Source organism: Pseudonocardia sp. OZ21 (assembly GCF_059359135.1).
In genome coordinates, this window is sequence record NZ_JCADBN010000020.1 from 99,866 (window position 1) to 115,568 (window position 15,703).

10 protein-coding genes are annotated in these 15,703 nt (G+C 72.6%); 7 read left to right on the top strand and 3 right to left on the bottom strand.

Features of this window, described 5'->3' with window-relative positions; genetic code table 11:
- Positions 1-16: 16 nt before the first annotated feature.
- Positions 17-580: a nitroreductase family protein gene (locus AC5L35_RS32515; RefSeq protein WP_495063568.1), complete on the bottom strand. Its 564-nt coding sequence runs from the start codon at positions 578-580 to the stop codon at positions 17-19.
- 84 nt (positions 581-664) lie between these two features.
- On the opposite strand from AC5L35_RS32515, the gene AC5L35_RS32520 reads away from it, so the two are divergent.
- Positions 665-1,801 (top strand): glutamate-cysteine ligase family protein, encoded by a 1,137-nt coding sequence (locus AC5L35_RS32520; RefSeq protein WP_495063569.1) that lies wholly within the window; start codon positions 665-667, stop codon positions 1,799-1,801.
- A gap of 158 nt (positions 1,802-1,959) precedes the next feature.
- Here AC5L35_RS32520 and AC5L35_RS32525 read toward each other — a convergent pair whose 3' ends face one another.
- Together AC5L35_RS32525 and panB are read right to left on the bottom strand one after the other, a co-directional pair.
- Positions 1,960-3,015 carry a class I SAM-dependent methyltransferase gene (locus AC5L35_RS32525; protein WP_495063570.1) on the bottom strand — a complete coding sequence of 352 codons (1,056 nt, stop codon included), beginning with the start codon at positions 3,013-3,015 and terminating at the stop codon, positions 1,960-1,962.
- A gap of 338 nt (positions 3,016-3,353) precedes the next feature.
- Positions 3,354-4,247: a 3-methyl-2-oxobutanoate hydroxymethyltransferase gene (panB, locus tag AC5L35_RS32530; protein ID WP_495063571.1), complete on the bottom strand. Its 894-nt coding sequence runs from the start codon at positions 4,245-4,247 to the stop codon at positions 3,354-3,356.
- A gap of 200 nt (positions 4,248-4,447) precedes the next feature.
- Between panB and AC5L35_RS32535 the strand changes: the two genes are divergently transcribed.
- The 6 genes from AC5L35_RS32535 to AC5L35_RS32560 all read left to right on the top strand — a co-directional run bounded on the left by AC5L35_RS32535 (position 4,448) and on the right by AC5L35_RS32560 (position 15,241).
- Positions 4,448-6,010, top strand: a complete 1,563-nt coding sequence (locus AC5L35_RS32535; protein ID WP_495063572.1) for an alpha/beta hydrolase — start codon at positions 4,448-4,450, stop codon at positions 6,008-6,010.
- Positions 6,011-6,324: 314 nt separating this feature from the next.
- Complete coding sequence (locus tag AC5L35_RS32540) at positions 6,325-9,135, top strand: BTAD domain-containing putative transcriptional regulator (protein WP_495063573.1); 2,811 nt, start codon at positions 6,325-6,327, stop codon at positions 9,133-9,135.
- 75 nt (positions 9,136-9,210) lie between these two features.
- Complete coding sequence (gene glnA, locus AC5L35_RS32545) at positions 9,211-10,554, top strand: type I glutamate--ammonia ligase (RefSeq protein ID WP_169399987.1); 1,344 nt, start codon at positions 9,211-9,213, stop codon at positions 10,552-10,554.
- A gap of 64 nt (positions 10,555-10,618) precedes the next feature.
- Complete coding sequence (locus tag AC5L35_RS32550; RefSeq protein ID WP_495063574.1) at positions 10,619-11,458, top strand: GNAT family N-acetyltransferase; 840 nt, start codon at positions 10,619-10,621, stop codon at positions 11,456-11,458.
- Positions 11,459-11,540: 82 nt separating this feature from the next.
- Positions 11,541-14,552: a bifunctional [glutamine synthetase] adenylyltransferase/[glutamine synthetase]-adenylyl-L-tyrosine phosphorylase gene (locus AC5L35_RS32555; protein WP_495063575.1), complete on the top strand. Its 3,012-nt coding sequence runs from the start codon at positions 11,541-11,543 to the stop codon at positions 14,550-14,552.
- Between the two features lie 53 nt (positions 14,553-14,605).
- Entirely contained in the window at positions 14,606-15,241 is a 636-nt protein-coding gene (locus tag AC5L35_RS32560; RefSeq protein ID WP_495063576.1) for a LysE family translocator, read from the top strand.
- The last annotated feature ends 462 nt before the right edge of the window (positions 15,242-15,703 follow it).

The following is a 15,703-nucleotide window of genomic DNA, read 5'->3' on the forward strand; positions in this document are numbered from 1 at the left end:
CTCTACCTACGGCGTCTCACCCGAGCCACGTGATGGGTGGGTCGGCGAGCGGGCGAGGAGCCGGGTCGGGCCCCACCGGGGTGCCCAGGTACACCCAGCCCGTGACCTCCTCGCCGTCGACGAGCCCGAGGTGGGCGCGCACCTTCGGCGCCTCTCCGTACCAGCCGGTGCGCCACATCGCGCCGTGCCCGCGGACGTGCGCGGCGAGCACCACGCCGTACGCGGCACACGCCGCAGCGGCGCGCTGCTCCCAGACCGGGACCTTCGGGTGCGGGCGCGGCGTCCCGACCACCACGACGATCAACGGCGCTCGCAGCGCCTTCGTCCGGGTGCGGCGCAGATCGGCAGGAGTGGCGTCCGGTTCGCGCTCGGCCTGGGCCGCGGCGAACGCGTCGCCGAGCGCCTCGCGCGCCGTCTCCTCGATGACGATGAACCGCCAGGGGCGCAGGCGAGCGTGGTCCGGGGCCGCGCACGCGGCGGTGAGGATCTCCTGTAGCTCGCTGCGCGGCGGGGCAGGCGCGGCCAGAGCGGCTCGCGAACGTCGATCACGCAGCACCGCCAGCGGGTCCGCACCGCTCACCGCCACCTCCGTCGTCGTCGTTCAGATAAGGCTAGCCTCATCTTCGCGAGAAGTGGATCCACACGATCCGGGGGAGGACGATCGGTGCAGCCCACCACAGGCCCGACGACCAGGGCTTTCCGCTACGGCATCGAGCACGAGTGTGCGTTGCTTCACATCGACGGCAGCTTCGCCGACTACACCGACACCGCGTTCGAGGAGCTGCAGGTCGTCATCGACGCGCTCCGCGAGGACCCGGAGGACTACCCGGATCTGCGCATCGGCGACCAGGGGATCAAGCGCAAGCGCTGGTACGTCGAGGGCTACGAGCGGTTCGACACCGACGGCCGGCTGGTGCGCTGCGACCCCAAGGGCATCGAGATCCGCACGCGCATCCACGACTCGGTGGACGCCGCCGTCGACGCCATCAGGGCGGACGTCGCCACGCTCGACGACGCCCTCGCCGCGTCGGCGCTGCGCACCGCCGTGATCGGCTTCAACCCGCTGCGCTCCGAGTACGCCATCGAGCCCCCGCTCAACGAGTGGGAGCGGCGGCATCGCCTCGACTCTCCGGAGGAACGCACCGCCCACCTGCACATGTCGACCTACGGGCCCGACCTGAACCTTTCCTGCGCCGATCTCGACCCCGCCGCCATCGTCGACATCGGGCGCAAGCTCACCCACTACAGCCCCTGGCTGGTGCCGCTGTCGTTCTCCTCGCCGTTCCGCGACGGGGCGCCGTGGGGCGGTCTGTCGGCCCGCACCGCCATCCGTACCGGCCTGCGTCCGGCGGTGCTGGTGTTCCTGGGGAACGGCGACGAGCAGGTGGACGCCGCCCCGTCGCTCACGCAGGTGGCCCGGATCCCGGCCGAGGTCGGGCGGATCGAGTTCAAGGCGTTCGACGCCTGCCCCGACCCGGCCCTCTACGGGGAGCTGCTCAGCCTGCTCACCGGCCTCGTCCTGGACGAGACCCTGCCCGGACGGCGCACCACCCCGGACGCCGCGCTGCACCAGCACGTCGCGGTCGCCGGGCTCGGCGACGACGAGGTGCACGCCGGCACCGGCGCCCTCCTCGACGCCGCCGCAGCCGCCCTCACCGGCCGCGCCGACGACCTCGCTCGCCTCGAGCGCCTGCGGGAGCGCTGGGTGCGCCGGGAGAGCCCCGCCACGGCCATGCTCGCCCGGTACGAGGCCGGGGAACCGGTGGCGGGCCTGCACCGCCGCGCCTCCCACCCCGCCTGACCCGCCCCCCACCCCAGCCCCCCGCCCCGCGAGTCGCCCGGTTCGTGTGCGCGAGTCGCCCGATCTGCGTCCGCGAGTCGCCCGATCCATCCCCGCGAGTCGCCCGGTTTGCGTGCGCGAGTCGCCCGGTCCGCGATTCGCGCATGAATCGAGGCGACCTACGGCCGCGCCTCGAGGATGAGGTTGAACGGTGTCTCGGCAGCGCGCCGGATCCGTGTGAATCCGGCATCACGAAGGATCTCGGTAAGCCTCGCCTCGCCCGCCTGCGCACCGAGTGCCGTGCGCGGTTCCTCCGTCATCGAGTGGGCGACGCAGATGACGGCGGACGCCCCGTAGTACAGGCGGCCGACCGGGTTGAGGTTGTCCTCGACCCTGTCGTTGGCGAACGGCTCGACGAGCAGGAAGGTCCCGTCAGGCTTGAGAGACTCGCGGATGTGCGTCGCCGCGCCGAGCGGATCAGGCATGTCGTGCAGCGCGTCGAAGATGGCGACGAGGTCGTAGTCGGTGCCGGGAAAGTCGGCGGCAGTGGCCACGTCGAACGTCGCCCGGCCTGCCAGGCCGGCGTCGGCCATGTGGTTGCGCGCCTGCTCGATCGACGGGCTGTGGTAGTCGAAGCCGGTGATCGTCGATCTGGGGTACGACTCGGCGAGCAGCAACGTCGACGCACCCCGCCCACACCCGACGTCGGCGACCGTCGCTCCGGCCCGAAGCTTCTCGCCGACCCCGTCGAGCGCGGGAATCCACGAGGACACCAGGTTCGCGACGTAGCCGGGCCGGAAGAATCTCTCGGTCCCCTCGAACAGCGCCGGGTCGTGCTCGTGCCACGCGAAGCCGCCGTTCGTACGCACCACATCGGTGATCCGTTCGATGTTCTTGGCGACCGCGACCGGGATGAGGAACGCCGCTGCGATCTGCATCCCGTCCGGCGATGCCAGCGCGAACGCCTGCTCCTCGGTGAGCGAGAAGCGTTCGGTGGCGGGGTCGTAGGTGACGTAGCCGCCTGCGGCCTGTCCCTGGAGCCACTCGCGCATGTAGCGCTCACCGACGCCGGCCTCGGACGCGACCTCGGCAGGAGTCGCCGGCATCACGGCGAGAAGCGACCGGTACAGGCCCAGCCGGTCGCCGATCACGGCGCTGAGGGCCTGGTAGCTCCCGCCGACATCGGTGACGAAGGTCCCCAGCAGCTCGTTCAGCTTGTCCTCGTCGACAGCCATAGCCGTCCCCTTCCTGTCAGTGAACAGTGCCTGACCGGGTCCGTGCACGCGCCATTGCCGGAACTGCGCCTGTTCCTGTCAAGTCTCCGGCGAAACCCCTGGGGAAATTCGGCCATCCGGACGAGCGCGGAGCGGCATTGGCCGAGATCACCGACCCGGAGACGCGGGAACAAGCCGGGCGACTCGCGCACCGGATTCGGGCGACTCGCGCACTTGATCGGGGCGACTCGCGGGACGGGAACGGGCGACTCGCGGGGTGGGAACGGGCGACTCGCGGGGGTGGGGGGTGGCTCACCGCACGGGCGCGGCCGCGGGGCCCCGCGCCCGTGCGGGAGGTCTCAGCTGTACGAGTGGGCGGCGTCGGGGTACTCCCCGCCGCGCACGTCGTCACCGAACCGCCTGGCGGCGTCCAACAGGACTCCGCCCAGGTCGGCGTACTGCTTGACGAACCGGGGCTTGCGTCCCCGGTTCATCCCGGCCATGTCCGACCACACGAGGACCTGGGCGTCGGTGTCCGGGCCGGCGCCGATGCCGATCGTCGGGATCACCAGTTCGGCCGTGACGCGCTTCGCGACGTCCGCTGGCACCATCTCCAGCACCACGGAGAACGCGCCGGCCGCCTGCAGTGCCAGAGCGTCCTCGACCAGCCGCTCACCGGCGTCCCCGCGCCCCTGGATCCGGAACCCGCCCAGCGCATGCTCGCTCTGCGGCGTGAACCCGAGGTGGGCCATCACCGGGATCCCGGCCCCGACGAGCGCCTCGACCTGCGGGGCGAACCGCGCCCCGCCCTCGAGCTTGACGGCGTGCGCGCCGCCTTCCTTCATGAAGCGGAAGGAGGTGGTCAGGGCCTGCTCCGGGCTGATCTGGTAGCTGCCGAACGGCAGGTCGGCCACGACGAGTGCGGACGTCGTGCCCCGCACCACGGCCCGGACCAGCGGCAGCAGTTCGTCGACCGTCACGGGCAGCGTGTTGTCGTAGCCGTAGACGTTGTTGGCGGCCGAGTCGCCGACGAGCAGTACCGGGATGCCGGCCTCGTCGAAGATCTCGGCGGAGTACATGTCGTAGGCGGTGAGCATCGGCCAGCGCTCGCCGCGCTCCTTGAGCTCGCGCAGGTGGTGGATCCGGGTGCGCTTGGGCCTGCCCGGTCCGGCTGCGGTCGGTCCCGAGCGGTACGGAGGCTGAACCTCGGCCGACGGGGTGGTGGGTTGCTCAGAGGCGAAATGCTGAGACATCGTTGTCCGTCCTCCCTCGAGGCCCGTTGTGGGTCCCCGGGTCGTCAGGTGCTGACGGGAGAAGCCTGACACCGCTCGGCGTCGCAGCAGCCCGTCTGGGATGGAGTTCACACAGGTGTGGTGCATGGTCGGGTGAGGTCGCGGGCGGTAGGAGATGCGGGACGGCGTCACGCTGGCATGCTGTCGCGGTGCCAGCCCGCATGAGATCGACCACATTGGTCGCCGCCCTGTGCTCCGCCGGTCTGCTTCTGGTGGCGTGCACCCAGTCGACGACCGGTGCAGCCGGTCCCAACGGCCCCGACCCGACACAGCAGCTGTCCCGCTTCTACGAGCAGCAGCTCTCGTGGGGGCCGTGCGCCGACTTCGCGACGTCGGCCTCCGACCGGCCGACCTTCTCGGACCCGAAGTTCGACTGCGCCCGTCTCGAGGTGCCGCTCGACTACGCCGCTCCGGACGGTCCGACCGCGCAGCTCGCGATTCTGCGCCAGCGGGCGACCGGGGAGCGGATCGGATCGTTGCTGGTCAACCCCGGTGGCCCCGGTTCGTCGGGGGCGAGCGCCGCCGCGTCGCTGTCGGAGCGGATCGGGCAGGGCCAGCTGAGCCAGCGCTTCGATCTGGTCGGTTTCGACCCGCGGGGCGTCGGGGCGAGCACGCCGACGATCGACTGCCTGGACGACGCCGAGTGGGAGGCCGAACGCGCCGACCTGGACGTCGACCCGTCGCCTGCGGGGGTGGAGCAGACCGAGTCGGAGAACCGGCAGTACGCGCAGCGGTGCGCCCAGCGTTCCGGTGGCGACCCGGTGCTGGCGAACGTGGGGACCCGGGACGTCGTCCGGGACGTCGACATCCTGCGTGCGGCGCTCGGTGACCAGAAGCTGTCCTACCTCGGGTACTCCTACGGCACGCGCATCGGCTCGGCGTACGCCGAGGCGTTCCCGCAGAACGTCCGGGCGCTGGTGCTCGACGGTGCCCTGGACCCGACCCAGACCACCGCTGACCGCACCGTGAAGCAGAACGCGGGCTTCCAGCAGGCCTTCGACGCCTACGCGGCCGACTGCGCGAAGCGACCGGACTGCCCGCTCGGCACCGACCCCGCCAAGGCCACGGCGGCTTTCCAGGCGCTCACCCGGCCGCTGATAGACGCCCCCGTGCGGGCCGAGAACGGCACCCGCACCTTGTCCTACCCGGACGCGGTGACGGGCACGATCCAGGCGCTCTACCTGTCGCAGCTGTGGCCGGCGCTGTCCCGCGGCCTGTCCCTGCTCGCGTCCGGTGACGGCACGATCCTGTTGCGGCTGGCCGATCTCTACAACGGTCGCGGCGCCGACGGCCACTACGGCAACGACATCGAGGCGTTCGTCGTCATCAGCTGCGTCGACGAGGAGCGGATCACCGACCGTGATAAGCAGGCGGACCTGATCCGGCGTGCCAACGAGGCCGCCCCGTTCCGTGACGACGGCCGTGGCGTGGTCGCGGCGCTCGACCCGTGCGCGTTCTGGCCCGTCCCGCCGACGAGCGAGCCGCACGTCCCGCAGGTGCAGGGCCTGCCGCCGACGCTCGTCATCTCCACGACCGGCGACCCGGCCACTCCCTACCAGGCGGGCGTGGACCTGGCGAAGGCGTTGAACGGGAGCCTGCTTACCTACGAGGGCACGCAGCACACGGTGGCCCTGCAGGGTGTGCCCTGCGTCGACGACGCCGTCACGAAGTACCTGATCGACGGCACGCTGCCCCCGCCCGACACGGTGTGCCGCGCGAGCTGACCGGAGCGGGTCCACCCGCGGGCGGAACGGTGATTGACAACCCCCCACGACTGGCAATCACCGATCCGCCGCACCGATACCCCATTCGTGCGAACGGCGCAGACAGAACGTCACAGCCTTCGTCCTCTCGTCGTCCCTACGCTGTCCTTCTGCAGGAGTCCGCCGCGATCAGTGTTCAGGTGGCTACTGGCGGTAGCATCTCGCGCAGGACGTGCCGGGGGAGAACGATGGCGTTGGAGTTCCGCGTGCTCGGAACGCTCGAAGTCACGAGCGACGGGGGCAGGGTGAGTCTGCCGAGCACTCGGCATCAACGAGTGGTCGCGACGTTGCTGCTGGCGCCCAACTCGGTGGTGCCGGTCGCGAAGCTGGTCGAGGCGGTCTGGGACGACGAGCCGCCGGCGACCGCCGTCAAGCAGGTGCAGAACTGCGTGTCGGTGCTCCGGGAGCGCCTGGGCGGCGGGAGCCGGGCCATCGTCACCGACGGGCCCGGCTACCGGATCGCGGTCGCCGAGGACCAGCTGGACCTGTTGCGGTTCCACCGCGGTCTGTCCGACGCGCGCCGCCTCGCCGCTGAGGGCAGGCTCGCGGACGCGGTGCGGGAGGCACGGGCGGGGTTGGGGCTGTGGCGCGGCTCCGTGCTCGACGGCCTCCACATCTCCGTGCTCACCAACCGGGTCACCCTGCTGAACGAGCAGCGGCTCGGTGCCGTCGAGCAGTGCGTCGACTGGCAGCTCGAGCTCGGGGAGCACCGCGAGGTCGCCGCCGAGCTGATGGAGCTGGTCGCCGAGCACCCGCTGCGGGAGAAGCTGCACGCGCAGCTGATGCTCGCGCTGAACCGGTGCGGACGGCAGGCCGACGCACTCCAGGTCTTCCACGAGCTGCGCATCCGGCTCGTCGAGGAGCTCGGTATCGATCCCGGGCGCGACGTGCTCCGGCTCCACGAACGCATCCTCGCCGGTGAGCCACCACCACCCCGGCCGGCGGCGCCAGCCTCACCGGACGACGAGGCCGAGGACGGTCCAGCGAGCGACACGGCGGCCGACGCCCCGGCGCCCGTCGCCACCGTGCGCGACGACCGGCTCGACAAGGCGGTCCGCGAGCTGGCATCGGCGATCTCCCGGCAGTGGACGGTCGAGGTCGAGATGCGGTCGCTGAACCGGCCCGAGCCGGTTCCGCTGCGATGGTCGAGCACCGGTCGGCAGGTGGCCGCGGTGGCCTCCGCCGTGCTGGGTACCGCACCGGACGGCGACCGGCCGGACTGCCTGGGTCTGAGCGGCGGTCTCGGTGACGTGGTCGAGCAGTTCCGCAAGCTCCCCACCCGCCAGCTGGTGGTGCTGGGAGAGCCCGGTGCCGGCAAGTCCGTGCTGGCGATCCTGCTCACCCTGGGGCTGCTCGCCGAGCTCCGGCCCGGTGACCCGATACCGGTACTGCTGCCCTTGGCCTCGTGGAACCCCCACGAGGAGCACCTGCACGCGTGGCTGGCCCGCAGGCTCGTCGAGGAGTACCCGGCGCTGGCCAACAGGTCCGCCTACGGTCCGGACGCCGCGACGCGGCTGGTTCTCGACGGCCGGGTCGTCCCGGTGCTCGACGGCCTCGACGAGACGCCACCGGCGTTGCACGCCGCGGCGATCGACGCACTCGACCGGGCGGTCGCGGGCGGTCGTCCGCTCGTGGTGACCTGTCGCAGCACCGACTACGAGCTCGCGGTGAACCAGGCGGGATCGATGCTGGCCAGAGCGGCCGTCGTCGAGATCGAACCGGTCGGGGTCGACGACGCCGTCGCCTTCCTCACCGCACGGAGACGGCTCGGTGAGACGCGCTGGCAGCCCGTGGTGGACCACCTGCGCCGCAACCCGGCCGGGGTGCTGGCGCAGGCGCTCCGTACGCCGTTGATGGTCGACCTGGCCAGAACCGCGTACGCCCATCCCGCCTCGGATCCTGCCGACCTCTGCGACACCGCCCGCTTCCCCGACCGGGGCGCGGTCGAACGGCACCTCCTGGACGCCTACCTGCCCGCCGTCTACCGGCAGGCGCCGGCACCGCCCGGACAGGACGACCGGTCGGCGTCCATGCGGAGCTACGACCCGGGCCGGGCCGAGCGGTGGCTCACCTTCCTCGCCCGGCACGCGCATCGCCTGCCGGCCGGGGACCTGGCGTGGTGGCGGCTCGACAAGGCGGTCCCACGGCCGGTCAGCGGCCTCTACCTGGGCCTTCCCGCCGCTGTGCTGTTCGCCCTGGCCGGGTGGCTCGCCGGTGGCCCGATGATCGGGCTGATCTACGGTCTCGCGTTCGCCGGGGCAGGGTGTCTGGCACACGCCGTCGGGCGCCGACCGGGGCCGCAGCGCGTCGAGTTCCGGATCCGGGGCACCGCGGTGAAGTTCCTGGGCAGGTTCGCGGTGGGCGTGGTGATCGCGGTGAGCCTCGGACTCGGCTGGTCGCTGTCGGTCGGATTCGTCCTGCTGCTCGCCGTGGTCTTCGGGCTCGCCGTGGGCGTCCACGTCTGGCTCGACACCCCGATCGACGCGAGGCGGGTGTCCAGCCCGGCCAGTGTGCTGAGGAACGACCGGGTCGCGGCCCTGTGGTTCTCGCTGTCGTTGACCGTGTCGCTCGGCCTGTTCTACGGGATGGCCTACGCCTTCACGCGCGAGGTCCGGTTCATCGACGTACTGGGCGGTCGCTTCGACCTCGCACTGGTGCTCGCCGGGGGGCTGGCGGCGGCACTGCTCGGCCATATCCTGATGCGGACCACGGGAAGCGTCGCCTACGGGCTCGCCGGTGCGGTGATCGGCGGTCTGGTCTTCCCCCGCGCGACGCACCCGGCCACCGCCATCGCGGTCGGCGCCCTCTTCGGGCTCGCCGTGGGGCTCACGGTGTGCTTGGCCAAGGCGTGGGGGGCCTCCGTGCTCAACCGCCTCTGGCTCGCCTTCCGCGGCCACACCCCGCTCCGGCTCATGCGGTTCCTCGACGACGCCCACCGCCGCGGGGTGCTGCGCCAGGTGGGGGCCGTCTACCAGTTCCGTCACCTCCGGCTGGAGGAACGTCTCGCCGACAGGGTGGCGGAGGAAGAGCCCCCGGCGGCGGCCCGGCGTGCGGGAACGCGCCCGTCGTACCGTGCCGAAGGGTGATGACGGCCCCGATGTCGCAGGTACTGACCAGCGAGGAAACATGCCTGTAACGCGGCCTTCCTAGGCTCGGCGCCCATGGACCGCCAGCAGGAGTTCGTGCTCCGCACACTCGAGGAACGCGACATCCGCTTCGTCCGCCTCTGGTTCACCGACGTGCTCGGTTATCTCAAGTCGGTGGCCGTCGCCCCGGCGGAGCTGGAGGGCGCCTTCGCGGAAGGCATCGGCTTCGACGGGTCCGCGATCGAGGGCTTCGCGCGGGTCTACGAGTCGGACATGGTCGCCCGGCCGGACCCGTCCACCTTCCAGGTGCTGCCGTGGGAGAGCCAGACCGGCGAGCACTACTCGGCCCGGATGTTCTGCGACATCGCCATGCCCGACGGTTCCCCGTCGTGGGCCGACCCGCGGCACGTGCTCCGGCGCGCACTCAGCAAGGCGGGCGAGGCCGGCTTCACGTGCTACGTCCACCCCGAGATCGAGTTCTACCTGCTGCGCGACCTGCCCGACGACGGCTCGGCGCCCACGCCTGCCGACAACGGTGGCTACTTCGACCAGGCCAGCCACGACGTCGCCCCGCACTTCCGGCGCAACGCGATCGAGACGCTCGAGTCGATGGGCATCTCCGTGGAGTTCAGCCACCACGAGGGTGGCCCCGGCCAGCAGGAGATCGATCTCCGCTACGCCGACGCGCTGACGATGGCCGACAACATCATGACGTTCCGCTACGTCGTGAAGGAGGTCGCGATCATGCAGGGCGTGAAGGCCTCGTTCATGCCGAAGCCCTTCTCCGCGCACGCCGGTTCGGCCATGCACACGCACTTCTCGCTGTTCGAGGGCGACCGCAACGCCTTCCACGACCCCAACAACCCCTTCGAGCTCTCCGAGACGGGCAAGGCGTTCGTGGCGGGTGTGCTGCGCCACGCCCGGGAGATGAGCGCGGTCACCAACCAGTGGGTCAACTCCTACAAGCGCCTGATCACCGGTGGTGAGGCGCCCACCGCGGTGTCGTGGGGACACGCGAACCGCTCGGCACTCGTGCGCGTGCCGATGTACTCGCCGGGCAAGTCGTCCACGCGGCGGGTGGAGATCCGCACCCTCGACAGCGCCTGCAACCCCTACCTCGCCTTCGCCGTGATCCTCGGCGCCGGGCTCACGGGCGTGCAGAAGGGCTACGAGCTGCCCTCGCCCACCGAGGACGACGTCTGGTCGCTCACCGAGACCGAGCGCCGGGCGATGGGCTACGAGTCCCTGCCCCAGAACCTCACGGAGGCGCTCGGGGCCATGGAGCACTCCGAACTCGTGGCGGAGATCCTCGGCGAGCACGTGTTCGACTTCTTCCTGCGCAACAAGCGGGCGGAGTGGGACGGCTACCGGCGCCAGGTCACCCCGTACGAGCTCGCCACGTACCTGCCCGTCCTCTGACCGCACCCGCGAGCGCGGCAAACCGGTCGCGACGGGGGGCGGCGGCGCGGCAGGGTCTGCGCGCATGGAGATCGTTCTGCACGACGACGTCGAGACGTTCGCGCGGCTGGCGCGGCCGTTGCTCGCGGCCGACCCGGTCCGTCACACGGTCGAGCTCACCGTGCTCGACGGGCTGTGCCGCGGCGGCGGGCGCGCGGCCGCCATGCTGACCGTGCACGAGTCAGGGGAGGTCGCGGGAGCCGCGTTGCAGACCCCTGGCCACTCCGTTCTCGTCTCCGCGGTCCCGCCGGTGCACGCGGCGGCCGTCGAGGAGGCGCTCGCGGCGGCCGGCCCGGACCTCCTCGGGGCGGCCGGCCCCATCATCGAGGCCGAGGCGTTCGCGGCCGCGTATGTCACCCGTACCGGGGCCAGCGCGCACGCCGAGCAGCGCACCCGGCTGTTCGTCCTGGACGAGCTCGTGGCGCCGATCGGGGTCCCGGGCGGCCCGCGACGGGCGGACGAGCGCGACCTCGATCTGCTCGCCCGGTGGCGTCGGGGGTTCGCCGAGGACGACCGGGGCGGCTGGACGTCGCCGGAGACGCCCCGGGAGACGGTGCTCCGCTCGCTCCGGCTGGGCACGGGTGAGCTGCTGTGGGAGGTGGACGGCGTACCCGTCGCGCAGGCCACGGCGCGTCCGGTGGTGGTCGGCATGTCGAGGATCGGGCCGGTCTACACCCCGCCGGAGCACCGCAGGCACGGTTACGCCGCGGCGGTCACGGCGGCCGCGTCCCGGTGGGCGCTGGACCAGGGCGCGCAGCAGGTGCTCCTGTTCACCGACCTCGCCAACCCGATCACCAACCGGCTCTACCCCCGCATCGGGTACCGCCCGCTCCACGACAACGTGGAGCTGCGCTTCGCCGCGTGACGCGCGGGTTTGCGTCGCCGCCCGCGATCGGACCGCACTCTGGTCCCCACAGGCGGTGCCCGCTGCGGCAGGATCGTTCTCCGTGACGCGTACCGGTACCTCCCTCGCCCGCCTCGGGCTCACCGAGCCGTGGGCCGAGGCGACGCTCGGGGAGCTCGGCTGGTGGGTCGGGGACAAGCCGGCCGACGGCGCGGCGGAGATCATGTGGGCGCTGGCCCGCAGCCCCGACCCCGACCTGGCGCTGCGCACCGTCGAGCGGCTCGTCCAGTCCGTGTCCGACCGGGACGCGTTCGAAGCGGCGATGCGCTCCGACGCCGGTCTGCGCGGGCGGTTGCTCGCGCTGCTCGGCAGCTCCACCGCGCTGGGCGACCACCTGGTCACCCATCCCGACCGGTGGCACCGGCTGACGAGCGACGCTCCCGATGGCGACGACCCGTGCGCCACGCTGCTCAGCGCCGTGGGGGCCGACCCGGCCGGGCCGCCTGCCGGATCACCGGGCGGCTCGGCCGCGACCCTCTCGGGCAGCGAGGCGATCAGCGCCCTGCGCACCGCCTACCGCGACGAGCTGGTCGTGCTGGCCGCCGCCGACCTCGCCGCCGTGGGGGAGCCCGAGCTGCCGGTCCTCCCCGTGGAGGACGTCGCCGCGCAGCTCGCCGACCTCGCCGCGGCGGCGCTGCAGGCGGCGCTGGCCGTCGCCGTCGGGGAGGCGCGGGACTCCGCGTCGGGCGAGCAGGGTGGCCGGCTGGCCATCATCGCGATGGGCAAGACCGGCGGTCACGAGCTGAACTACGTGAGCGACGTCGACGTGGTGTTCGTCGGCGAGCCCGCCGACCAGGCGACCACCCGCCTCGCGAGCCGCGTCATGCGGATCGCCGGGGAGGCGTGCTTCCAGGTCGACGCGAACCTCCGCCCCGAGGGGCGCCAGGGCGCTCTGGTGAGGACGCTCGACGGGCACGTGTCCTACTACAAGCGGTGGGCGAAGACCTGGGAGTTCCAGGCGTTGCTCAAGGCCCGGCCCGTGGCGGGCGACCCCGAGCTGGGCGCCGCCTACGCCGAGGCGGTGGCTCCGATGGTGTGGAACGCCGTCGCCCGCGACGACTTCGTCGCCGACGTGCAGGCCATGCGGCGCCGCGTCGAGGAGCACATCCGGCCCGACCACGCCGAACGCGAGATCAAGCTCGGCCCCGGCGGCCTGCGCGACGTCGAGTTCGCCGTGCAGCTGCTCCAGCTCGTGCACGGCCGCACCGACGAAGCGCTCCGCTCACCCTCCACACTGGACGCTCTGGCCGCGCTCGCCGACGGCGGGTACGTCGGCCGGGAGGACGGCGCCAACCTGGCGGCGTCCTACCGGTTCCTGCGCCTGCTGGAACACCGGCTGCAGCTGCAACGGATGCGGCGCACCCACCTCCTGCCTGCCGCTGACGACACCGATGCCCAGCGGTGGCTGGCCCGCGCCGCTCGGCTGCGTCCGGACGGGCGGCGCGACGTCGTCGGCGTCCTCGTGGCGGAGTGGATGCGCAACGTGCGGCGGGTCCGCAGGCTGCACGAGAAGCTGTTCTACCGGCCGCTGCTGTCCGCCGTGTCCCGGATGTCCGCCGACACCGCGCGGTTGTCGGAGTCGGCGGCGGCGGCCCGGCTCGGAGCGCTCGGCTGGGCGTCCCCGGAGGGAGCGCTGGGGCACCTGCGGGCACTGACCTCCGGCGTGTCCCGGGCCGCGTCCATCCAGCAGACGCTGCTCCCGGTGTTGCTCGACGAGCTCGCCCGCAGCCCCGACCCGGACCGCGGGCTGCTCGCCTACCGCCGCGTGTCCGAGGCGCTCGCCACCACGCCGTGGTACCTGCGGCTGCTGCGTGACGAGGGGCAGGTCGCCCAGCGGCTCATGCGGTTGCTCGGCACGTCGGCGCTGGTCCCGGACCTGCTGGTCCGCGCCCCGGAGGTGCTGCGGCTGCTCGCCGCGCCGACCGCCGGACAGGCCGACGAGCTGGCCCGTGACCCGTCCGAGGTGGCCGCGTCCCTGCGCGCCACCGTCGCCCGTCAGAAGGACCCGGACGGCGCCGCGGCCACCGCGCGCTCGATGCGCAGGCACGAACTGCTGCGCGTGGCGTGCGCCGACCTGCTCGGCGTGCTCCCGGCCGTGGAGGTGTGCGCGGCGCTCAGCTCGGTGTGGGCCGCCGTGCTGCAGGCCACCCTGGACTCGGTGGAGCGCGCGATCAGCGACGGTCCCGCGCCCGCACGCATCGCCGTGATCGGGATGGGCCGCCTCGGTGGCATGGAGCTCGGCTACAGCAGCGACGCCGACGTGATGTTCGTCTGCGAGGCCGTCGACGGCGCCTCGGACCACGACGCGGTGCGCTACGCCACCACCGTTGCGGAGACCGTCCGCAGGCGCCTGGCCTCGCCGAGCCCCGACCCGGCGCTCGTCGTCGACGCCGACCTGCGCCCGGAAGGCCGATCCGGGGCGCTCGTCCGGACGCTCGGGTCCTACCGCGAGTACTACTCCCGCTGGTCGCACGCCTGGGAGGCGCAGGCCCTGCTGCGCGCCAGCGCCGTCGCGGGCGACGAGGACCTCGGCAGGCGGTTCCTCGAGATGGTGGACCCGATCCGCTATCCCGCCGACGGCATCGACGCGGCCACCGTCACCGAGATCCGCCGGATCAAGGCGCGCGTGGACGCCGAACGGCTGCCGCGCGGCGCGGACCGCACCACCCACACCAAGCTCGGCCTCGGCGGTCTCGCCGACGTCGAGTGGACCGTGCAGCTTCTGCAACTGCAGCACGCGGGCGACATCCCGGAACTGCGCACCACCTCCACCCTGGAGGGCGTGCGGGAGGCGAGCGAGGCCGGACTGCTCAGCGCCGAGGACGCGTCGGAGCTCATCGCGGGCTGGACGATGGCGACGCGGGCGCGCAACGCCGTCATGCTGGTGAAGGGCAAACCCGGCGACCAGTTGCCGCGGTCGGGCCGGGAGCTCGCCGCCGTGGCCGTCGCCATGGGCTACCCGCCCGACGGCGACCCCGGCGTCTTCCTCGACGACTACCGGCGCACCGGCCGCCGCACCCGCGCCGTTGTCGAGCGCGTGTTCTACGGCTGGTAGGGGCGGCGAAAGTCCCGTGCTTCGCCGCTCACGGGCGGGCTAGCGTGCCGGCCATGCCCTCCGTCGAGACCCTCCTCGCCTTCGCACTGGCCGGGATCGTGCTGGTGATCATCCCCGGACCGAGCGTGCTGTTCATCGTCGGGCGGGCACTCGCTCACGGCCGTCGCGCCGCCGTCACCAGCGTCGCGGGCAACACGGTCGGGGCGGCAGTCGTCGTCGTCGCGGTGGCGCTCGGGTTCGGGGCGGTCGCCGCGGAGTCCGCCGAGGTGTTCACCGTGCTCAAGCTGATGGGGGCGGCCTACCTCGTCTACCTCGGCGTCCAGACGATCCGCTCCCGCGGGTCCCTCTCCGCCGCCCTCGCGGCTCCCGCAGGCGCCGTCGACCGGCGGCTGTTCTGGCAGGCCGTCGTGGTCGGCGTCACCAATCCCAAGGTGCTGATCTTCTTCGCCGCGGTCCTGCCCCAGTTCGTCGACACCGGAGCAGGCAGCCCGACCACCCAGATGCTCGTACTCGGCCTCATGTTCGCCGTCATCGCCGCCACGTTCGACACCGTGTGGGGGATGGCGGCCGGCACCGCCCGCACCTGGCTCGCCACCTCCCCCACCCGCCTGCGGTACGTGGGCGGCATCGGCGGCGCCATGATGATCGTGGTGGGAGCCGGCCTCGCCCTCACGGGCCGCAAGGACTGACCCTCCCCGCGGCCACCAACCTCCCGCGAGTCGCCCATTCCCGCCGCGCCCATTCCCGCCGCGCGAGTCGCCCGTTCTTGCGCGCGAGTCGCCCGTTCCGCGTGTGCGAGTCGCCCGTTCCCGTGCGCCGGCCGCGTCCGCACGCTCCACAGGCAGGCCGAACCCCTCCAGATCCGAAGGGCCTGCGACATGGACACATGTCGAGGTCGACGGGCCACTCCGCACCACCACATGTGTCCATGTCACGGTGCAGCCCCGATTCTGTGGGGTGATCGCCGACTGGATTGGCCTCCCACCGGGTGCAGCGACTCGCGGGCCTGGGGCCGCTCCCCATCGAGAACGGGGACTCGCGGACCGAACTCGGGCGACTCGCGCACGCGATACGGGCGACTCGCGGGGCCGGAACGGGCGACTCGCGGGGTGGGAGCGGGCGACTCGCGGGGTGGGGGGTGGGGGGTGGGG